Genomic DNA, 19,705 nt, shown 5'->3' on the forward strand with positions numbered 1-19,705 from the left:
TCTGCACGAGGGCAAAGTTACGCAACCCGCCGATCGAGGAAGAGCGAGATCCAGCCGAAGGCGAGCAGCACCATGAAGTAGGCCGCGTTGGCGGGGATCTGCAGGTTGAAGTCGACCCAGGAATGGATCAGCAGCGAAGTCACCCCCATGATGCAGGCGAAGGACATGCCTCGCATCAGCGGATCGCGCCGGATCCACTGCGCGCGCAGCGCAACAACGAGCGTGAGCAACACCACCCCCCCCAGCAACCCCAGCCCCACCAACCCCGTCTCGGAGGCGATCTGGGCGTAGTCGTTGTGCGTGTAGTCGTAGAACCCCACCACCTTCTCGGGCTTGTACTTGAGGAAGGCGACGTAGAAGGTCCCCGGCCCGGTGCCGAACAGCGGAAAGTCCTTGATCATCGGCACCGTGTAGGCCGCCGGGTCTTCGCGCTCCTGCACGTCCTGCATCGTGGTGGCCTCGAGGCGCTTCGCGAGCTTCTCCACCCCGAACCAGCTCCCCACGATGGTGAGGTCCAGCACCACCAGGCTCACCAGCAGGATCACCGTGTTCCGCGTGGCATGGCGCGACAAGGCAATCCCGATCACGCCCGCGATCAGCAGGGCAGAGAAGAACGCCGTATTCCCCATCCGCGAATGCGTCGTCGTGAGCGCGATCACCAGGATGCACAGCGAAAGCCTCAACAGCATCTTGGGTGAAAGTATCCACTCGATCAGATGCCGGAAGAAAGCCTTCCACGTTCCCGCCACCCGGTCCGAAAGCCCCGCGATGAGGAGCCCGATGCCGATCGCGAGCGTCATCTCCAGCATCCCCGCGAAGTGGTTGCGGTTGGCATAGAACCCGCTCGCCGACTCCCCGTGCATGATGAGCGTGCCGTAGTGCTCGTCCGAAACGCCGGAAAGGTGCATGAGCACCGCGTAAATGGCATGCAGCACCGCCGCGAACACCAGCACCCGCGCCGCCGTCATCACCCGCTGCCGGTTGTTCACCACCGCGAGGAAGAGGAAGAAGATCGCCCCGTAGGCGAGCGACTTCATGAGCGCCACCCGGGAGATGTGCGGCTCGATGGACAGGGTGATCCAGTCGCGCTTGATGCCCAGGATGTCCGTCACCGCCCAGGTCCGCGCCGATGCCGGGGACAGCACCTCGACCCACTCCCGCGGCATCGGCACCGAATCCACCGCCACGACCAGCCCGTACAGCCCCAGCAGCGCGAACACGGGCCAGGCCTTGCGCAGGGGATCCTCGATGGTGATCTTGTCGGTGGCCCACAGCACCAGCCACCACGCCAGCAGCGCGAACGCCGAGACCTCCATCACCGCCCACGCCCACCCCCGGTTGCTCCCCAGCGGCACGGGCAGCCACACCAGCAACGCCAGCAGCGCCCAGTAGAGGGCCTTTTCCGGATTGAACTCCCGGCGCCGATTACCCATGGTGCCTGGCACCGGTGCCTGGCCCCGGCGCCAGGCGTCGCAGCCAATCCGGCATCGATCGCCAGCCGAAGACCGAGACGCCTTCGCGCTCGAACGTCTCGTCTCCGCCATAGATGAGGACCGGCCGGATGTTGCCCGCCGCCTCGGCAAAGCGGTGCAGCCCGCGAAACCAGTCGCCCGCGAGCGTCGCGCCCGACTTGACCTCCACTGCAAAGGTCTGCCCGCCGAACTCCACCACGAGGTCGACTTCGTTGCCGTTGCTGTCCCGGAAGAAGTGGCAGGCCGCATCGTGCAGATGGTTGAAGCGGTGCTTCATCACCTCCGAGACCACCCAGCTCTCGAACAGCGGCCCGCGCAGCGCCGAGAGCCCCAGCGTCGCGGGACCATCCACGCCTGCGAGCCACGCGGCCAGCCCGGTGTCGTAGAAGTGCAGCTTCGGCGCCTTGACCAGGCGCTTGCCCAGGTTGCGATGCCAGCTCGGCAGCGTGAAGGCGAGATAGCTCGCTTCCAGCACCGTGAGCCATCCGCGCGCCGTGACGTGGGAAACGCCGCAATCGGCCGCGAGCGCCGAAAGATTCAGCGTCTGCCCCGTCCGCATGGCGCACATCCGGACGAAGCGCTGGAAGACCCCCAGGTCGCGCACGTTGATCAGTTGCCGGACATCGCGCTCCACGTACGTCTGGACATAGTCGCGCAACCACACGGAGGCAGGCACGCCCCGGTCGTGAATGGGGGGATAGCCGCCCGTCCAGAGCATCGCCTCGAGGGACGAGGGCTTGCGCAGGCGTGAGAGCTCCTCCTGCGAGAAGGGGAGCAGGTGCAGGTATCCCACGCGCCCGGCCAGCGATTGCGATATGCCCCCGATGAGGCCCAGTTGCTGCGAACCGGTGAGGATCCAGTGCCCCGCCTTCCTGTCCTCGTCCACGCGCGCCTGGAGGTACGAAAGCAGCTCCGGGGCCCGTTGGACCTCGTCGAGCACCGCCCCACCGGGAAAGCGCGCGAGGAATCCCCGCGGATCGGCCACGGCGAACTCCCGGGTATCCGGTTCCTCCAGGTTGGCATAGGGCTTGTGCGGGAAGACGGCCCGCGCGAGCGTTGTCTTGCCCGCCTGCCGCGGCCCCGTGACCGCGACAACCGGGTAGTAGTCCTTCAGGCGCTCGAGGGTGGGCGCGGCCGTGCGGGAAAGCATCGGGCGACGATAGTCCGACGTATGCATATTGTCAATTCAACTTTCAATATGCATAACTTCGGGGGTATGGTGCCAGGCACCGCGAAAGCAAGGCCGCAGAAACAAGGAAGCCCGCCTAAGCGGGCTTCCCGAAGTGAACTGCCTGCAACCGCTCAGCGACCGGAAACCGGCGGGTTCGGACCGCCGCCACCACCACCCGTACCCCCGCCCGGCCCGGAGGGGGTCGTCGTGATCGTTCCGCTGGTCGTCTGACCTTCAGACCCCGGAGCGCCCGGAACCGGGACGGAGATCGGCACGGACGACACACCCTGCAGCAACGTATTGAGGGCCGGCTGGTTGGCCTGGACGTAATTCACGATCGCGGCGATGGTATCCGTATTCACCGTGGTACCGCTCATGAACGCGCCGTTGCCCGCCGTCACCGTGTAGGTCTGGCCGCCAACCGTGAAGGTGATGGAACCATCGTTCACCGTCACCACCACATTGCCCGCGTTGGAGGCGATGTTCACGTCCGTGCCGCGAATGCCGATGGTGTAGTTGCCCGCCCGGTACGTGACCTTGGTCGGATTGGACTTCCCGATGAGGCCCGTGATCGCCCGCATGCCGCCGGAAAGGAGGTTCAGCACGATGTTGCCGGACTTGGCCTGCGCGTTGTACTCGAACGTCTGGATCAACATGCGCGAGTTGGCGCCCAGCGCTGCGATCTGACCGTCCTCGAACTTGAGCACGGCCGAAGAACTCGGCCCCGTGGAAACCGTATCACCGGCGCGCAGGGTATCGCCTTGGCGCACCACCCGCGAAGCTGCAGTCCCCGTCGATACGGACACGGTGCCCGATACGCTGTATGCCGTCGCATTCGCAAACGCAAGAGTCGTGGCGAGAGTCGCCATCAACCCGAGGATCCAAACCAGTGCGCGTTTCATGTTGCCTCCCTTGTACAAATTTCGATCCATTTTGACCCTTGCAGGCGCTTATCGCCAGAGGCATGGGCGCAAGCTATCGCCAATCTACCGCGTCTTTCAGAAATCTGCAATATTTCCAACGGGTTACGGCGCATTCCCGCGTCGATCGCCGTCTTTACCGCCTCTCGGGTTTCCGGCGCCAGCTCGTCCCACAGGGCAAGGCCCAGTTCGGCCAGCAACCTCTGAGTTTCCGGTTCCGAGGGCCCCAAGCGTTGCGTTGTCACCAGTATTGACTCGAATGGCGCCGCTGTCATTCCGAGGCGGTAGCGAGCCTCTGCCACGTTGGCCCAGGTGTAGGGGGACGATGGCCGCAATTCCAATGACCGGCGCAGGTACTCGAGAGCCAGTTCCGAGAATTCCGCCCGCCCTGCGCGTTGAAGGTGCAATACCCCCAGCAGCTCCGCCGGCTGCGGGTCCGCCGGAGCCCAGCGCTCAGCCTTCTGAAGATCCGCCCTCACCCACATCCAGGTATCGATCCCCGGCGTGACACCGGTCGCGGTCCAGGTATTGATCTCCCGCGTGGCATCGTGGGACAGGGAATCCGCAGCGCCCCAGCGAGCCGCGAAGACGGAAAGTGCCGCGAGCGTCGCAATCGCCGGAACCGCCGCCAACACGCGCGAAGGCAGGTCCATCGTCAGTCGCCGTGCTGCCCGTAGGTCTTGCCGTAGCCCTTGTAGCCGTACTTCTTGTAGCCCTTGTAGCTGCGATAGCCGCTGTACTCGCCGTAGTAGCGCTCGGCCCGCTCGAGGTCGAGTTGATTGAGCACCACGCCAAGGATGGGCGCATCCACCCGCCGCAGCCGCTTCAACCCGTTCTGCGCCACCTGGTACGGGGTGGAATCGGCCTTCACCACGTAGATCACGGCCGAGGCGTAGCTGGAGAGCACCAGCGAGTCGGAGACCAGCTGCAACGGGGCGGAATCGAAGATCACGATGTCGAACGCCTCCCGCAGCTTCGTCACCACGTCCTCGAACCGCTTGGAAGAAAGAAGCTCCAGCGGATTCGGCGGCACCGTGCCCGCCGGCAACACGAAAATGCCGGCCTTCTCGTGGTTGAACACGCACTGGCCGATCTGCGCCTGCCCCGCCACCAGATCCGCCAGGCCCGGCGCCTTGGGATCGCGCCCGATCAGCTTGGCGATCTTGGGCCGGCGCATGTCCGCATCGATCAGCAGCACCTTCTTCACCTGACCCAGTGCGCAGGCCAGGTTGTAGGAGACGGTCGTCTTGCCTTCCTCCGGCACGGAAGATGTGACCACCACCATCTTGTGCTGTTCATCCAGCGCGGACATGAGGACGCTGGTTCGAATGGTGCGGATCGCCTCGGAAAACGCGGACTGGGAATCGTTGAAGAAGGCGAGTTCGGAAATGAAGCCCTTCTTCTTGGCCTTCCCTCCAATGCCCTTGATGAGTTGCAGCACCCCAAGCGCCGGCACGCCCAGGCGTTGCTCCACGCCCGTCGTCGAGTTGAGCGTGTTGTTGAGCCGGTCCAGCAGGAGTGCAAGCATGGCCGCCAGCACCAGCGCCACCGCCGTAGCGATACCCACGATCTGCCCCTTCTTCGGGGCGTAGGCCTCACTGGGAACGGTTGCCGGATCGACCACGCGAGCGATGGTGGACTGCAAGTCCCCCGCCGTGCTCGTCTCTTTCAAGCGCCCCACGAACATGTCGTAGAGGTTGCGGTTCTGCAGCGCCTCGCGCTCCAGGATGCCGAGCTGGAATTCCTTGCGGTTGAGCCCCTGGATGTCGCCCTTGCTCTGGCTCAAAGCGCGCTCCACCGCCGATTCGTTGACCTTTGCCACTTCATATTCGCGCCCGATGCCGGCGACCACGCTTTCCACCTGGCGACGCGTGTTCTCGCGGGCCGATTCCACTTCCGCCCGCGCCCTTAGCATGGCCGGGTGCTCGGGGCCGTAGCGCTTGGCCGCCTCACCCAGCCGGCGCTCGGCATCGCCTTCCTGTTCCTTCAGCTTCTGCACCAGTGGGTGGCGCAGCACCGCGGGAATCGTCTCGTAGCTGGACTTGGACTTGCCGGAGCTGATCTGCTGCACAAGCGTGTTGGCCGCCTCCGCTTCCGCCCGCTTGGCGCGCGCTTCGACCAGGCTTCGCGTCAACTCCTCCAACTGCTTGGAGGCCCCGGACATGGCGAGGCCCTTCGCATCCACAATGCGCTCGCGGTCCCGATATTCCTGAAGGTTGCGCTCGGACGCGTCCACCTTGCCGCGCAGTTCTCCCATGCGCGAGCGCAGCCACTCGGTGGCCTTCTGCGTCATTGCGATGCGGGAATCAAGGTCGCTCTCGATGAAGAGTTCCGCCATCGCATTCGGCACGGTGGCGGCAAGCTCGCGATCGTGGGCCGTGAAGCTGATCTGCGCAAGCTGGCTATTGCGAACCAGTTGAATCTGGACATCGTTCTTGAACTTTTCACCACGCCCTTGAGGATGGCGTCCTCGGTCAGCGGCGTGGCATCGTCCATGAAGAGCCCGAGAAACTTCGCCTTCAACCCAGGCTCCGCCTGCCTTGGATCGAAATCCGGGTGGGAAGTGAGCTTGAGCTTGACGATGGTCTTGCGCGCCAGCTCGTCGCTCTTCAGGATCTCCACCTGCGTCTGGTAATACTCGCGCTGGATCATGCCCTGGTTGTAGACCTCCTCGATGGAGACGACCTTGTTCTTGCCCTGCTCGATGAGGAGGACAGCCGTACCGCGATAGGAGGGGCGGATCGCGAACACGACCAGCGTGGCCAGGATCGCGACCAGGAGAGTCAGCCCCAGGATGCTCCAGCGCCGCTTGGCGATCGCACGCCAGTACTCGACGATGTCCAGCGTTTCCGCCTGCGGGGCAGCATCGGGCGCCGCACCGGGCTGCAGGCGTTCCTGGAGCGTGAGATCGTTCATCAGAAGAAGCTTTCCTCGACGGTAAGGATGTCACCGGGGTACACGGGCGCGTTCAGGTCCACCTTCTTGCGTGGTCTGCGGGGGTCGTCGTCGCGGATGATGTTCAGCTTTCTCGCGCCGCCCGCTCCTTGAAGCCGCCGGCAATCGAAATGGCCTTGCTCACCGTCAAGCCGCGCATGAACGGGTATCCGCCGGGCTTCTCCACGTGGCCGTTCACGAAGAAGTTGCGGTACTCATCGAGCATCACCGTCACCTGCGGGGTCGAGCAGGTAGCGGCCCTTCAGGCCCTTGGTGATCGTCTCTTCCAGCGCCCCCACCGTCATGCCCTTCACCCGGATCTCGCCCAGGATCGGAAAGGAGATGGTGCCGGCGTCCGACAGGCGAACCTTCTCGCGATTCAGGTCGTCCTCCCCCACCACGCGGACGGTGACCAGGTCACCGGCACCCAGCTTGTAGGAGGAGAGTTCGGACTGCGCGGCGTGCGCCGGCACGGCCACGCACACAAGCAACAGCACAGCGAAGAAAAAGCGGTTCATGGGCGCCATGAAAATTCGTGCGGGTGTCTGGGAATGGGCCCCTCTGCAGGGGGCCTTCGGCAAAAAACCGGGGCTTCAGCAAAAACTCGGGCTCCGGGGCATTTTACCGCCACCGAAGCCCGATTGCCGCAGGGCAACCCCACCGGGCGCCCTGCCACCGTCCGCGTTACATCGAGAACGCGGCAGAGAACAGCCAGAGGTTCTTGTCGTAGTCGTAGAAGGCGATGTTGGAATCGCGCTTGGTATAGGTGTACTCGGCCCCGAAGGTTACCCAACGGCGGAACTTGTAGTCGATCCTGGCCCCGTACACCTCGATGTCGTCGGTGCGCGGGAAGCCCTGGTAGGCGTCCTTCTGCCAGCGCGCATTCACCCCTGTCGTCAGCACGGAGCTCCAGTCATGGTTCCAATTGATGCCCGTGGCATCCGAGAGAATGAAAGTGCCTTGCCCGGTGGAATCGACCGGTGTGCGCGCGCTGTAGAGATCGACCTTGGAGTAGGTTCGCGGCATCCACGTGATCATCCCTTCCCAGCCCGTGCCCGACCAGCCCGGGTTAGTCGAATCGAAGTCCTTCTTCAATTGGCCAACCTTGAGCGTGCCGCTGGTGGCCGCCGTGGCCTCCCACGTGGCGCCCAGGTAGTAGCGGGATTCGTTGCCGCTGTAGGTGGAAGTCGAATCGAGGTAGTTGATGCTCGAGCCGCGGGCCTCGGCCAGCAGGTACGTCTTGGGCATCACGCGCCAGTAGAAGGCGCCGCCGTAGTCCGTGACATCCTTGTCGCTGGCGGCGGTAGTCTCCTTGTTGTTCAGGTAGCGCTTGTAGGTCTTGTTGCCGAACACCTCGAAGCGGCCCTCTGCCCCCGGCGCCCCGTGCGCGTACATGATGCCCGGGGTGTTCGTGTAGTACTTGTCCGGGTCGCCCTGAAGAAGAATGGTGCGGTCCGTCGAGCCGCGCGGATCGTGCCCGCGTACGTAGTCCCAGTACACGCGCGCAAAGTCACGCTGCGTGAAGGCATAGTCGTAGGACATGCGCGAGGCCCCGTCGGCATAGTTGTCCGCCGTGCTGTCGCTATATCGCCCGTAATACGCCAGCAGGCTCATGTTGAACACCGACCTCTCGTCGCGCGCGTTGAGGTTCACCCCGCCACCGGCAATCAGGTAGGGGGAGCTGATCTCGTTCCTGCTCGCCGTCGTCACGTTCGAGTCATTGCCGTAGGACACGGAAGCAAACGGCGCGGCATAGACCGGCGAGTCACCGAGCTGCACGGCAGCCGGGCCAGAAGTCGATCGTTCCGTGCTGGGGAATTGGTAGGCCGGGCGCACCGGGCCTGTCTGCGCCATGGCGACGGTGCCCACAGCCACGAGGACAACGGCGAGTGCGATCGATCTATTGTTCATCATGGAGTTATGTCTCCCTTAAAGTCCAGCCCCGGCAAACACCGGGGTTCAATTCTAAATCCTCTAACGCGCGCTTGCCGTGCCACCGCCGCCGGAACTGCTGGGGCCACCGGGAGCGCCCGTCGGGCCACTACCCGAGCCCGAACCAATGGGGCCGGACGGCGGGAGCGTGACACCCGCACCGTTGGCTGCGGTGTTGATCACGCCCTGCGTGACGCCCGCGTTGAGCGCGGCGGACTGAACCGCACCGGGATTCGCCCCCGCCGCAAGAAGCGCCGTCAGCGCTACATTGGGATTCATGCCGGCCAGCAGCATCGCGGTCGTGAGGTTGCCCGCCTCGACGCCTGCCGCGAGCCCTGCCTTGGCGATGTCCGCCCCACTCTTGCCCTGCGCAACCTGCGCCTTGACTTCCTGCTGCAATTGGCTCGCGGACATGCCGCTGGAGAATTGGGCAAGCGCGGCCGAGGAAATCAGGGCAGCGGAGAACAGTGCGATGGCGCCGAATCTTTTCACGGCTGACCTCTTGGAGCAGCGGAATCTGGTTGAACTATAACCCCTAAGTCACTGACAAATCAATATTTTCTACGAATACGGCCTATGGCAGCTTACGGGGAGAGCTAACGTCCGTCAAGTCGCGTCAACGATCCTGACGTCCTCCACGATAGTTCACGACCACCAATTAATAGGCATTTTCGGTTGTATTCACGGTTGCGGTTGCGAGACCTTGACCAACAACGGAGAGGACACCGATGACAAGAGGATGGCACTGGCGCGCGCTCTTGAGTAAAGGGCCAACCCCGATTTGCTGCCCGAGATGGTGGGGTTTGTCGCCCAGCGGCTGATTGCATCCGATTTGATTCTAGATCGATCATCGCCCCCCCTCTGCGGCAGCCACGAGTACTGACAACATTTGGTCTGCAAGGTGATCGCGACTGAATTCGCGCGCAACAAATTCCCTGCCTGACTTTCCCAGCTCTTCCCGAAGCGCAGTATCCCCGGCCAACATGACAATCGTCTCCGCCAATTCTCCGCTGGACTCGGGGGTGATAGGTATCCCCGCCTGAGCCGCTTCCAATATTTCTCGGCTTTCGCCTCGCACACCCAGAATGATCGGCCGTTTCATTCCCATAGCCTCGAACATTTTTGAGGGGACGACGTGCTCAAACAGCGGAGAGTCCCTCAGAAGGACGAGGGCTACATCGCAGAGCTTCCAGTATTCCCTGACTTCCGCCTTGCTGACGGCACCTACAAATATCACGTTGCCGAGGTGCTCGTCTTTGCAACGCTGAACCAGCGCGGCTTGTTCCGCGCCGGTACCCACAAGCACGAATACGATATTCGATCTCGATCTCAGTAAAGCTGCTGCCTCTAGCACTGCGCCCAACCCGTGGGCCATGCCAAGGGTGCCTACATAGGCGGCTACGAACTTGCCCTTCACCCCTAGTCGCGTGACCAACGCCGAAGACTTTTCGCCAGGATGGTACGAATCAAGATCCAAGCCGTTCGGCACTACCGCAATCTTGTCAGGGTTGATCCCGTTGCCAACAAGTATCTTCTTGAAAGAATGGGTGACACTCACGATCCGTCCAGCGCGGCGATACAGGAAGTATTCGAGCCTGCGCAGCCCCTGAATGGCCATGGTCTCGCGCATTGCCCCAACAGCCACGATGGAATCCGGCCAAAGGTCACGCAGTTCGAATACGAATGGTCGCCTGCGCAGCACCGAAACCACCAAGGCAGCACACGGCGTAAAGAATTGGGGCGAGGTCGCGACGATTACGTCCGGTCTAGGAAGGAACGGGCTTGCGAGAATCGCGGACACCATGAAGCTCAAATAATCCAGCGTCCGCCTCAGAAACCCTTGATTTGCAGTGATGTAAGTCCAGACGCGAACCACTTCAATGCCGTCAATAGTCTCCCGTTGCCATATTGCATTGCGATAACCCGGATGTACCGTACCGCTCGGAAAATTTGGAACTCCGGTCACCACCGTTACGCGGTGCCCATCCGCCACCCAGCGCTTCGCATGTTCATGCGTGCGCGACGCAGGGGCATTCGTTTCCGGCGGGAAATTGTCCGTGAGAAACAAAATGTGCATGGGCAGATGGTACCTACCAGTCCAGCTCAAGACATGAGCCCGAGCCTCCTGCGAGGTCCAATGCAAGACATCGCGTTGTCTCCCGTCGACCGAACTCCGGGGCGTAGGCACTTTCTTCAATGCGCGCATTCCCACGAATTGCGTGCCACCGCACTACCTGGCCCCCGGCGAGCCGCAATTCCCCTGCACCACCTGATGCGTCAACATCAATATTCACGGCGGGATGCAGGTGAAAACGCGCTTCAGCGGTGCTGAATTGCCCCTCCACCCGATCCTCAATCCGTAGATTCCGCGCCATCATGTCCCATGTGCGCCAGTGAACTGGCCGCCCTCTCAGCCTGCAATATCCATCGTGGGCACACGAGACTTCAAGCCGCTCATCATCACTCCGCACCTTTAGGCCGAACGGCCTTGCCCTTCTTGCCACCCGGAAACCAGCCCACACCTCTGACGAATTCTCGCCATCAATGGTCACAGTGCTGTGCGTCGGCGTGCCGCGCTCTGCATCGCGCTCCGGTCCAAGGCCGTAACGCGAAGTACCGCCATTGACGATGACCCGCTGCCCAAAGATGGATAGCTCGAACGAAAGCGTGTCTGCGTGCGCGTGCCCCGGCAAGTAATCGGGGCCGATGGGCGCAACGTCCATGAGCATCACTGCGTTCCGTGATTCACTTCGCACATATCCGCTCGTTCCCAGATGAGACACACGCAGCGCATTCCCGGACATGCCCTCTGTCGCTGTCAGCGCACCAAGGAGTGCTGTCGCGTACCGCTCGAGTTCTTCTGGCGAAGGTGCGATACCGATGGCAGCATCGTTGAAGAAGGCGATTTCGCCATCCGGGTGACACATTGATTGCAGCCAATTGTGCATATGCTGCGCAAGACCGGGACACGCCGCCGAAAAGGGTTGCCACTTGGCAGGAATTCCACTGGGATATGCCGTAAAGACGTTTATGAGATCCAGCACGTCCTCAAGCGCGATAGAGTGGTACATCGGACTGCGTTCGAACTGTCCGCCATCGGCAAGTATCTGCTCGGGCACCTCCCGCGAAAGTATTCCAACCCCCTTCTCCAGCCATTTCTCCGCCTCTTCGCCCTCGAAGAACAACCCAGCGAACACGAGCGCCTTTGCGTTGGCGAACAGGTGGTTCCCGAGCAGATGGTATTCGAGACGCTGCTCCAGAAACCGAGCCTGGACTGAGAGACTATCGACAGCGCGTTGCCCAAGCGACGCGCCAGACAGCGCCGACTTGATCCAATTCACAATCCGAAGTGAAGTTGGATATGGATCCCATCCATCACTGCTCCCTGGTGGATAGTTCTGAATCCATTTCGTGATCGCTTCCTCATGCCACGCGCGGCGGGATTCCGCCTCGAAAGCATTGAGGTCGTCGCAATAATGCAGGTTGTAACGCCACAATCGGGAAGCATCAACCACCGGCTGCCCGTCGAAGACACGTCGAGTCTCGCTGAGGAATAAGAAACCGGGTCTTCTCGGAATCGAGCGGGTAAATTGAGGGGATAGACATGGCTGGAAGCGGCATGGATATTGGCTTTCAGGCATTTCGGTAGGGTCTCGGAAGCGGCATCATGTTTGGATGGCAAATTCAGCGAAGCGATTGCGGCGACTTTGGGACGAGTACTCGTTCCCGGGGTTTCGTCCGCTCCCCACGGTGCGCGGCGTCTTCGGTGATCCGAAAGCGCGTGTCATCACCCTCAAGCGGCGCTCAAAAAAACGATCTGCGGATGCTGCGGTCGAGCGCACATGGGCTGGTACGACAGACGCAGGCGCATCGTTCGCGATCTGCCTTGCGGGAGCGCACGCATCGTCTTGGAGGTCGAGGTGCGTCGGGTGCTGTGCAAGGGTTGCAGGCACGTGAAGAGCGAGCGGCTCGACTTCCTGGCCGACAATCCCTTCTATACCAAGCGCTTTGCCTACTACGTGAGGCGACGCTGTCGTCAGGCCACCATCAAGGACGTTGCCGGGGAGTTCAGGCTTCACTGGGAGACGATCAAGACGTTGGAGATGCAGTACATGCGGGCGCAGCTTGCCAAGGCGGGCACACCCGGGCCGAAGGCGATCGGCATCGACGAGATCTCCATTCGCAAGGGGCACACCTACCGCATCGTGGTGAGCGATCTGAATCGCGCTCGCCCGATCTGGTTCGGCGGCGAGGACCGCTCCGAGAGGAGCATGGCGATGTTCTACGACTGGTTGGGCGCGAGGAAGGCGAAGGGCATTCGCCTGGCGGTGATGGACATGTGGAAGCCGTTTCGCAACGTGACCAACGAGCGCGCCCCGCAGGCGGCGATTCTCTTCGACAAGTTTCACATCATGCGACACCTGGGCAAAGCGCTCGACGAGGTGCGCAAGGCGGAGTACCGGCGACTGAGCGGCCGGGATCGAAGCTACATCAAGGGTCAGAAGTACACGCTGCTGTCGCGCCGGGAGAATCTGACTCTGGACGGCAGGAAGGCGCTCAAGAAGCTCCTCGCTGCCAACAACCGGCTCAACAGGGCTTACCTGCTGAAGGAATCCTTCGGTCAGCTCTGGGACTACGAAAGCGAGGGCTGGGCGCGCCGCTTCTTCGACAACTGGCGCGCGGGCCTGAAGTGGCAGCGGCTCGAGCCCTACGAGAAGTTTGCCGAGATGATCGAGCGTCATTGGGATGGCATCGCGGCTTATTGCAACCCGGAGAACAAGGTCTCGCTCGGCTTCGTCGAGGGGCTCAACAACAAAATCCGCGTCATCCAGCGCCGCGCGTACGGCCTGCGCGACGAGGAATATCTGCGGCTGAAAGTTCTCACCTGCATGCTTCCACCGCTCTAAAAGGCATCAAAATCACCCACACGTTTCCGTGAAGATCCAAGAAACTCATAGGCGCTGTCATGGACGGTCTGCGCCTGGCGGGAGCTACCCACCTTTCACTGGCCTTCCGAATGGGGGGTGCGGGGCGCAGTTGAGGCGCCGGTCGATGGAACACCGCCCATATTCGCCCGCTAATCTGGACCGGGCGCAGATAACGAATCGTGTGCCAGTACAGAAGGGCGCGCTGAAGCACTTTCAGTGAAGCGCCTCGTTGACCTCGATCGTCACTCGGCTCACCTCGAGCAATTCTTCAAAGCCGATGGGCGAACCGCCACCGGCCTCGATGGCGTGCACGAACGAAGCTGCGCATGCCTTTTGCCCTTTGTCTTGTCGCCAAAGATTCATCCTGCGAAGACCTGGCCAGCCGTGGCCAGTAAGCTTGCGGAAGTTATCGAGCTGAAGAATTCGACCTTGGGCGAATACTTCGAGACGCTCCTTGGGAAACGCCTTGTGGCCGTTGGAGAAGTAGTGGACCGTGCCGATGGAACCGTCCGCAAACGAAAGCGAAATGCTCGCCGTATCAGGAACCCGGGCATTTGAGCGCATGACGGACACCCCGTGACCTGAGATCGCGCTCCCGGCAAGAAAACGCAAAAGATCGATGAAATGGCATGCCTCGCCCAAGATGCGTCCCCCACCGACGTCCGGATCCTGTGTCCAGTGCGAATCGGGAATGGCCCCAGCATTAACCGTCATCACGAAGCACTTCGGTCCCGTGGCAGCGCCCAGAATCTCGCGAAGCCGCATGATCTGCGGTGCAAAACGGCGGTTGAATCCCACCATGAGAATCGGCGCGCGTCCGCTCTGTATCACGTTCCGATATGTGTTCTCTATGACCGAGAGTTCCCCATGTGTCATCGCAAGCGGCTTTTCCACGAACACGTGCTTGCCGGCCGCGAGTGCCTTGCAGACCCAAGTCGCGTGCGACGCATGACGGGTGGACACCACCAGTGCATTGATATCTGCGTCTGCCAGCAGAGCATCACTATCCGTGGAGCTAAACTCGATGCCATTCTTCCGAGCGGCGTAAGTACCCGACACGCCAGTGGCCGATGACACCGCTTTTAGGCGGGCCGCCGTATCCCGAAACGCTGGGATCAAGACGCTGTTGGCATAGGTGCCGGCCCCTACAAATCCCAGCGTAACCGCCGCCGGTTCCGCAGACGACGAAATCCGTAAAGTGGTGGTATCGTTCGCCGCGCCAACGAGCTTCGTCTGCGGATACTCCAGCAACACACCCAGCGAAGGCGCGTCAGACGAGATCAGATCGTAGGCGCTCGCGGCCCTCTCAATCACGAAGCGGTGCGATACCAGGGGCGCCACATCGAGACGGCCATCGGACATCATGTCCAGCACCGCCTCAAAGTTTCGCTGCTCCGTCCAGCGCACGAAGCCGACGGGATAGTCGTGACCCTTTTCCTCATACTCCGGGTCGTAGCGCCCCGGCCCGTAGGAGCACGAGACCTGGAATGACAATTCCTTCTCGAAGAAATCAGCCCGGGAGAGCTCCAGCCCTGCAACACCGACCAGCACGATGCGCCCTCGCTTGCGGCACATCTGTGCGGCCTGATGCAATGGTTCATTGCTGCGAGTGGAGGCGGCGATAAGCACCGCGTCCACTCCTCGTCCGCGAGAACATCGGCTCGCGGCGGCAATGGGATCCTCTCCCGCCGAAAGATTGACTGTCTCCGCGCCGAAGCGCCGCGCAAGTTCGAGCCTGGTTGGATCGAAGTCGAGGCCCAATACCCGACACCCTTGAGACTTGAGGAGTTGGACAGCGATTAGCCCGATCAGTCCAAGACCTGTTACCACCACGCATTCGCCGAGCGTGGGCTGCGCAAGTCGGATTCCCTGCAATGCGATCGCTCCGACAACCGTAAAAGAAGCCGACTCGTCGTCGACAGCATCTGGTACGCGCGCACAAAGGTTTACGGAGACAGCAACAAACTCCGCGTGCTTCCCATTGGAAGCGACGCGGTCGCCACGTGAGAACCCGCTAACGCCGCGACCGATATCTACCACCTCACCTACGTTGCAGTAGCCCATTGGCAATGGCTGATCGAGCTTCCTCATCACGGCATCTATCGTCGGCAAAAGCCCGTCAACCCTCACTTTATTGAGTGTCATGTCCACCTTGTCGGGTTGTTGGCGGGCCTTCTCAAGCCAGCCTGCACGACCAAACTCCACGAGCATTCGCTCCGTGCCAGCTGACACCATAGTGGCGCGAGTCCGCATCAACAGTTGCCCCACACTTACAGTGGGCCGAGGAACGTCCGTAACCTCAGTCCGCCCGGTCTTGATGCTCTGAAGAATTTGCTTCAAGGACTATTTCCTCGCTTCGCTAAACATAAGCGTCAATACAGGCACGAGATATCGCCGAAACACTCGCATGTGCAATTCTATCTCCGCCGCCACAGGCGTCCGTCCTTCCCGATCTCGACCATAACCGCCAACCGGCAGGCCCTACGGTTGCCAAAGATTCGATTCCGCACCTCGCTGAAGACAGGAAAACAATCGCTTGGTCGATGCGCTCATATTGGCACCTGCCGCCGATTTCTCGAGACTGGGGGTAAAGACGCACCCAATGACAGTGGTGTCAACAATCATTCGCGGCGGGGGGGGGGGCAGGGCGGGCCGGGGCGCCTCTCGGGCGGCCGCGGCGGAGGGCGGGGGGGGGGGGGGGGCGGGGGGGGGGCGGGCGGGGGGGGGGGGGGCGGGGGGGGGGGGGGGGGGGGGGGGGGGGGGGGCGGGGGGGGGGGGGGGGGGGGGGGGGGGGGGGGGGGGGGGGGGGGGGGGGGGGGGGGGGGGGGGGGGGGGGGGGGGGGGGGGGGGGGGGGGGGGGGGGGGGGGGGGGGGGGGGGGGGGGGGATGCCCGCCGCCCTGCGCGGCGCGACCGCCCTCACGGCTCTTCTCGGTTTTTAACCGGACAGTAGTGATTACAGCGATAACTTTACCGTTTCCATTCTGATCCTTGGGTACTAAATGCGCCCCTACGAGTTGTTGTTGCCCCGACGGACGTATGACTGCCGTTGGGAACGGTCTGAGGACTTGCATGCAAACCGCCCGCACCAACTGAGGCAGACAGGCCATCGACCTTGTACAATTATCTCCTCAATTCCACATCAAAATCGTGGATGACTAAAATCATATGATCCAAAAGATCGCACTCATCACCGGCATTACTGGCCAAGACGGCGCTTACTTGGCGGAGTTTCTACTGGACAAGGGCTATATCGTTCACGGCATAAAGCGGCGTACGTCTCTTTTCAATACCGCGAGAGTTGACCACCTGTTTCGCGATCCTCATGAGGAGGGCGTGCGCTTCTTTCTCCACCATGGAGATCTCACGGATTCCAGCAGCCTCATCCGCGTGATCGAGCAAACTCAGCCGGACGAGATCTACAATCTTGGCGCGCAGAGCCACGTTGCGGTGAGCTTCGAGCAGCCTGAGTACACGGCAAATTCCGATGCCATGGGCGCTCTGCGCATGCTTGAGGCAATTCGAATTCTCGGGCTTCACAACAAGAGCCGCTATTACCAAGCTTCCAGCTCCGAGATGTTCGGCCAAGTGATGGAGACGCCCCAGCGCGAGACCACGCCGTTCTACCCGCGCTCGCCATACGGGGCCGCGAAGGTATATGCGTACTGGATTACCGTGAACTATCGCGAGGCATACGGGCTATTCGCCTGCAACGGAATCCTGTTCAATCACGAGTCGCCCATCCGCGGCGAAACTTTTGTGACCCGCAAGATCACTCGGGGACTCGCGCGGATCAAGCTGGGAACCCAGGACTGCCTTTACCTTGGCAATCTTGACGCTCGGCGAGACTGGGGCCATGCCAAGGACTTCGTCGAAGCGCAATGGCTGATGCTTCAGCAATCACGCCCGGACGACTATGTGATCGCAACAGGCGAGCAGCGGAGCGTTCGAGACTTTCTCGAGGCCGCGTGCAAACTCTTGGGAATGGCGGTCGAATGGCGCGGACACGGCCAAGACGAGATCGGTGTGGACCCCCGTGGGCGCGTCATCGTGCGAATCGACCCTCGCCTGCTTAGACCCACCGAGGTCACTACTTTGCTCGGTGACGCCTCGAAAGCGAAGCGAGACCTGGGATGGACGCCCAAACGTACTTTCGACCAACTCGTGAAGGAAATGTGCGAACACGACCTTGATCTGGCCGAATCAGAATTAGCCCAGGCGGGGCGACGGAGTCAGTGAGAGTTCTGCTGACCGGCGCGTCCGGCTTGGTTGGTCGCAGTATTCTCGCCCGTGCCGCCACGGCGTGTCATGAATTTCTTTGCCCTTCGCATTCCGACCTCGATCTCGGACATTTCAGCGCCGTGGCCAGCTACCTCGAATCGACACGACCTGACATCGTCATTCACTGCGCCGGAAAGGTAGGGTCGATCGCCTCAAAGCTCGCCAATCCCGCGGCGTACTTGGCGGAGAACTGGGATATCGGAAAAAATGTTCTGGTGGCAGCTCGCAATTCTGGAGTAACTCGCGTGCTGAATGTCGCTTCGGCCTGCGTCTATCCCGGGGGCCGAGACAATCCAATCGGCGAAGAGTCGGTCTTGACGGGTGCCCCCGATCCGTCCGATGAAGCCTATGCCATTGCCAAGATCTCGGTGATGAAGCTTGGCGTCTATCTGCACGCCGAAACCCCGACTTTCTGCTGCAAAACGGTGATCCCGTGCAATCTTTTTGGTCCATTCGATCACTTCGAGTCGACGCGTTCCCACCTCGTCGCTGCTGCACTGCGCAAAGCACACTACGCAAAGGTATCCCGAAGTCAGGCGATCGAGGTCTGGGGGGATGGAAGGGCTCGCCGTCAGTTCATGTTCGCTGGCGATTTCGCCGATTTCGTTCTCGCCGCGATTCCGCGGTTCAAAGTGCTACCAGACACAATGAATGTCGCGGTCCCAGAGGACTTCAGCGTTGACGATTACTACCGGATTGCTTTGCGAGTGGTGGGATGGGACGCGAGCCTCGTGCACGATGAATCCCGTCCAAGTGGAATGCTTCGGCGCGTCCTAGACACCACACTGTTGAACAATTGGGGTTGGAAGCCTGCGACAACGATCGAGGATGGACTGCGCAAGACATATGAGTACTTTCTGCAAACTCATGACGACATCTAGATACCCCCTCTCCACCACAACGTGGGGACACGAAGAGATTGAGGCGGCAATTGAGGTCCTGAAATCCGGCCGGACAACCATGAGCACCCGCGTCCGGGCCTTCGAAGAGCAGTTCGCAAATTTCGTGGGAAGCAGATACGCCGTGATGGTCAATTCCGGTTCGTCGGCGAATCTCCTGATGATCGCAGCACTCTCCCATCGACGAACCCGCCCGCTGCGCCCCGGAGACGAGGTGATCGTACCTGCGGTGTCTTGGCCAACGACCTATTACCCGCTTCATCAATACGGGCTCCGACTCGTCTTCGTTGACATCAACCTCGACACACTCAATCTCGATACCACCGGAGTCCGAAATGCGATCACGCCGCGAACGCGCGCGGTTTTCGGGGTGAATCTTCTGGGAAATCCGCTGGACTTTCGTCCGCTGTTGGATGCCTTGAAGGGAAGTGACATCTACCTGCTCGAGGACAACTGCGAATCCCTCGGGGCCAAGTACGACGGGAAGCAGACCGGGACATTCGGCACCGCTGGCACCTTCAGCTTCTTCTTCAGCCACCACATGTCGACCATGGAAGGTGGAATGGTCGTTACGGATGATGAGGAACTGTATCACTTCATGTTGTCCATCCGCGCTCACGGATGGACGCGAGATCTGCCCGACAACAACCTCGTCTGCGGAAGAAAATCCGCTGATGCATTCGCAGAGTCCTTCCGCTTCGTCATTCCTGGCTACAACCTCCGCCCGATGGAAATCAATGCCGCTATCGGCCTTTGCCAGCTGAAGAAGCTTCCCGATTTTATTGCCACTCGCCGGCGTAACGCACTGCATTTCAAGCAACTCTTTGACGGCGACCCTCACCTCCGGATCCAGATGGAAACCGGAGAATCTAGCTGGTTTGGATTCTCGATGATAATCCGCGATCCTGCTCGCAACTCTCGAGCCGCGCTGATCCGCTTGCTACAGCGCGCTGGAGTCGAATGCAGACCGATCGTCGCGGGTAATTTTGCCAAGAACGAAGTGGTGAAACTATTCAATTCCACAACTTCGGGTCCATTAAGAAATGCCGAATTCCTTGACGAACACGGCTTTTTCGTTGGAAACCATCACTACGACATCCGCTCCTCGCTCGATCTACTTCATAAAGTGCTAAATGGGTGATCAGGCGCACAGCACGCTTTCCAAACTCC

The 19,705-nt window shown here is 61.3% G+C and carries 15 protein-coding genes and 1 pseudogene; 4 read left to right on the forward strand and 12 right to left on the reverse strand.

Translation table 11 applies throughout. The features are described 5' to 3' along the window. Positions 1–17: 17 nt before the first annotated feature. The 11 genes and pseudogenes from IPP91_04740 to IPP91_04790 all read right to left on the reverse strand — a co-directional run bounded on the left by IPP91_04740 (position 18) and on the right by IPP91_04790 (position 12,070). A complete protein-coding gene (locus IPP91_04740) occupies positions 18–1,433 on the reverse strand; it encodes an O-antigen ligase family protein (protein MBL0141371.1) in 1,416 nt (471 codons plus the stop codon). Then, positions 1,426–2,622, reverse strand: a complete 1,197-nt coding sequence (locus IPP91_04745) for an ATP-binding protein (protein MBL0141372.1) — start codon at positions 2,620–2,622, stop codon at positions 1,426–1,428. The genes IPP91_04740 and IPP91_04745 overlap by 8 nt, the downstream gene beginning before the upstream one ends. Before the next feature lie 152 nt (positions 2,623–2,774). After that, on the reverse strand, positions 2,775–3,545 hold the full coding sequence (locus tag IPP91_04750) for a FecR domain-containing protein (GenBank protein ID MBL0141373.1): 771 nt from the start codon (positions 3,543–3,545) through the stop codon (positions 2,775–2,777). Beyond that, positions 3,542–4,216, reverse strand: a complete 675-nt coding sequence (locus tag IPP91_04755; protein MBL0141374.1) for a hypothetical protein — start codon at positions 4,214–4,216, stop codon at positions 3,542–3,544. Before IPP91_04755 ends, IPP91_04750 begins: the two co-directional genes overlap by 4 nt. 2 nt (positions 4,217–4,218) lie before the next feature. After that, positions 4,219–5,901, reverse strand: a complete 1,683-nt coding sequence (locus tag IPP91_04760; GenBank protein ID MBL0141375.1) for a polysaccharide biosynthesis tyrosine autokinase — start codon at positions 5,899–5,901, stop codon at positions 4,219–4,221. Beyond that, positions 5,853–6,479, reverse strand: a complete 627-nt coding sequence (locus IPP91_04765) for a hypothetical protein (protein MBL0141376.1) — start codon at positions 6,477–6,479, stop codon at positions 5,853–5,855. The genes IPP91_04760 and IPP91_04765 overlap by 49 nt, the downstream gene beginning before the upstream one ends. Next, a pseudogene (locus tag IPP91_04770) lies at positions 6,479–7,015 on the reverse strand (polysaccharide export protein). The gene IPP91_04765 and the pseudogene IPP91_04770 overlap by 1 nt, the downstream one beginning before the upstream one ends. Before the next feature lie 166 nt (positions 7,016–7,181). Beyond that, a complete protein-coding gene (locus IPP91_04775; protein MBL0141377.1) occupies positions 7,182–8,411 on the reverse strand; it encodes an outer membrane beta-barrel protein in 1,230 nt (409 codons plus the stop codon). A 60-nt stretch (positions 8,412–8,471) separates the two neighbouring features. Then, complete coding sequence (locus IPP91_04780) at positions 8,472–8,921, reverse strand: hypothetical protein (protein ID MBL0141378.1); 450 nt, start codon at positions 8,919–8,921, stop codon at positions 8,472–8,474. A 355-nt stretch (positions 8,922–9,276) separates the two neighbouring features. After that, positions 9,277–10,506, reverse strand: coding sequence for a glycosyltransferase family 4 protein (locus IPP91_04785; protein ID MBL0141379.1), 1,230 nt, complete (start codon positions 10,504–10,506; stop codon positions 9,277–9,279). 13 nt (positions 10,507–10,519) lie between these two features. Then, on the reverse strand, positions 10,520–12,070 hold the full coding sequence (locus IPP91_04790; protein MBL0141380.1) for an alginate lyase family protein: 1,551 nt from the start codon (positions 12,068–12,070) through the stop codon (positions 10,520–10,522). 201 nt (positions 12,071–12,271) lie between these two features. Between IPP91_04790 and IPP91_04795 the strand changes: the two genes are divergently transcribed. Further along, complete coding sequence (locus tag IPP91_04795) at positions 12,272–13,336, forward strand: ISL3 family transposase (protein ID MBL0141381.1); 1,065 nt, start codon at positions 12,272–12,274, stop codon at positions 13,334–13,336. 234 nt (positions 13,337–13,570) lie between these two features. Here the strand turns inward: IPP91_04795 and IPP91_04800 are convergent, their stop codons facing one another. Continuing rightward, positions 13,571–15,697: a bi-domain-containing oxidoreductase gene (locus IPP91_04800; protein ID MBL0141382.1), complete on the reverse strand. Its 2,127-nt coding sequence runs from the start codon at positions 15,695–15,697 to the stop codon at positions 13,571–13,573. A gap of 829 nt (positions 15,698–16,526) precedes the next feature. On the opposite strand from IPP91_04800, the gene gmd reads away from it, so the two are divergent. From gmd to IPP91_04815, 3 genes are read left to right on the forward strand one after another with little or no spacing between them, the layout of a single operon-like run. Beyond that, positions 16,527–17,594: a GDP-mannose 4,6-dehydratase gene (gene gmd / locus IPP91_04805; protein MBL0141383.1), complete on the forward strand. Its 1,068-nt coding sequence runs from the start codon at positions 16,527–16,529 to the stop codon at positions 17,592–17,594. Next, entirely contained in the window at positions 17,591–18,517 is a 927-nt protein-coding gene (locus tag IPP91_04810; protein MBL0141384.1) for an NAD-dependent epimerase/dehydratase family protein, read from the forward strand. Before gmd ends, IPP91_04810 begins: the two co-directional genes overlap by 4 nt. Beyond that, a complete protein-coding gene (locus IPP91_04815; GenBank protein ID MBL0141385.1) occupies positions 18,504–19,676 on the forward strand; it encodes a DegT/DnrJ/EryC1/StrS family aminotransferase in 1,173 nt (390 codons plus the stop codon). The genes IPP91_04810 and IPP91_04815 overlap by 14 nt, the downstream gene beginning before the upstream one ends. Positions 19,677–19,705: the final 29 nt, after the last annotated feature.

The sequence above is a fragment of the Betaproteobacteria bacterium genome (assembly GCA_016720855.1).
GTDB lineage: Bacteria > Pseudomonadota > Gammaproteobacteria > Burkholderiales > Usitatibacteraceae > FEB-7.

Coding starts and splice junctions, on each gene's coding strand:
- IPP91_04740 (MBL0141371.1), bottom strand. CDS start 1,433: ATGGGTAATCGGCGCCGGGAGTTCAATCCGGAAAAGGCCCTCTACTGG.
- IPP91_04745 (MBL0141372.1), bottom strand. CDS start 2,622: ATGCTTTCCCGCACGGCCGCGCCCACCCTCGAGCGCCTGAAGGACTAC.
- IPP91_04750 (MBL0141373.1), bottom strand. CDS start 3,545: ATGAAACGCGCACTGGTTTGGATCCTCGGGTTGATGGCGACTCTCGCC.
- IPP91_04755 (MBL0141374.1), bottom strand. CDS start 4,216: ATGGACCTGCCTTCGCGCGTGTTGGCGGCGGTTCCGGCGATTGCGACG.
- IPP91_04760 (MBL0141375.1), bottom strand. CDS start 5,901: ATGGCGGAACTCTTCATCGAGAGCGACCTTGATTCCCGCATCGCAATG.
- IPP91_04765 (MBL0141376.1), bottom strand. CDS start 6,479: ATGAACGATCTCACGCTCCAGGAACGCCTGCAGCCCGGTGCGGCGCCC.
- IPP91_04775 (MBL0141377.1), bottom strand. CDS start 8,411: ATGATGAACAATAGATCGATCGCACTCGCCGTTGTCCTCGTGGCTGTG.
- IPP91_04785 (MBL0141379.1), bottom strand. CDS start 10,506: ATGCACATTTTGTTTCTCACGGACAATTTCCCGCCGGAAACGAATGCC.
- IPP91_04790 (MBL0141380.1), bottom strand. CDS start 12,070: ATGCCTGAAAGCCAATATCCATGCCGCTTCCAGCCATGTCTATCCCCT.
- IPP91_04795 (MBL0141381.1), top strand. CDS start 12,272: ATGGGCTGGTACGACAGACGCAGGCGCATCGTTCGCGATCTGCCTTGC.
- IPP91_04815 (MBL0141385.1), top strand. CDS start 18,504: ATGACGACATCTAGATACCCCCTCTCCACCACAACGTGGGGACACGAA.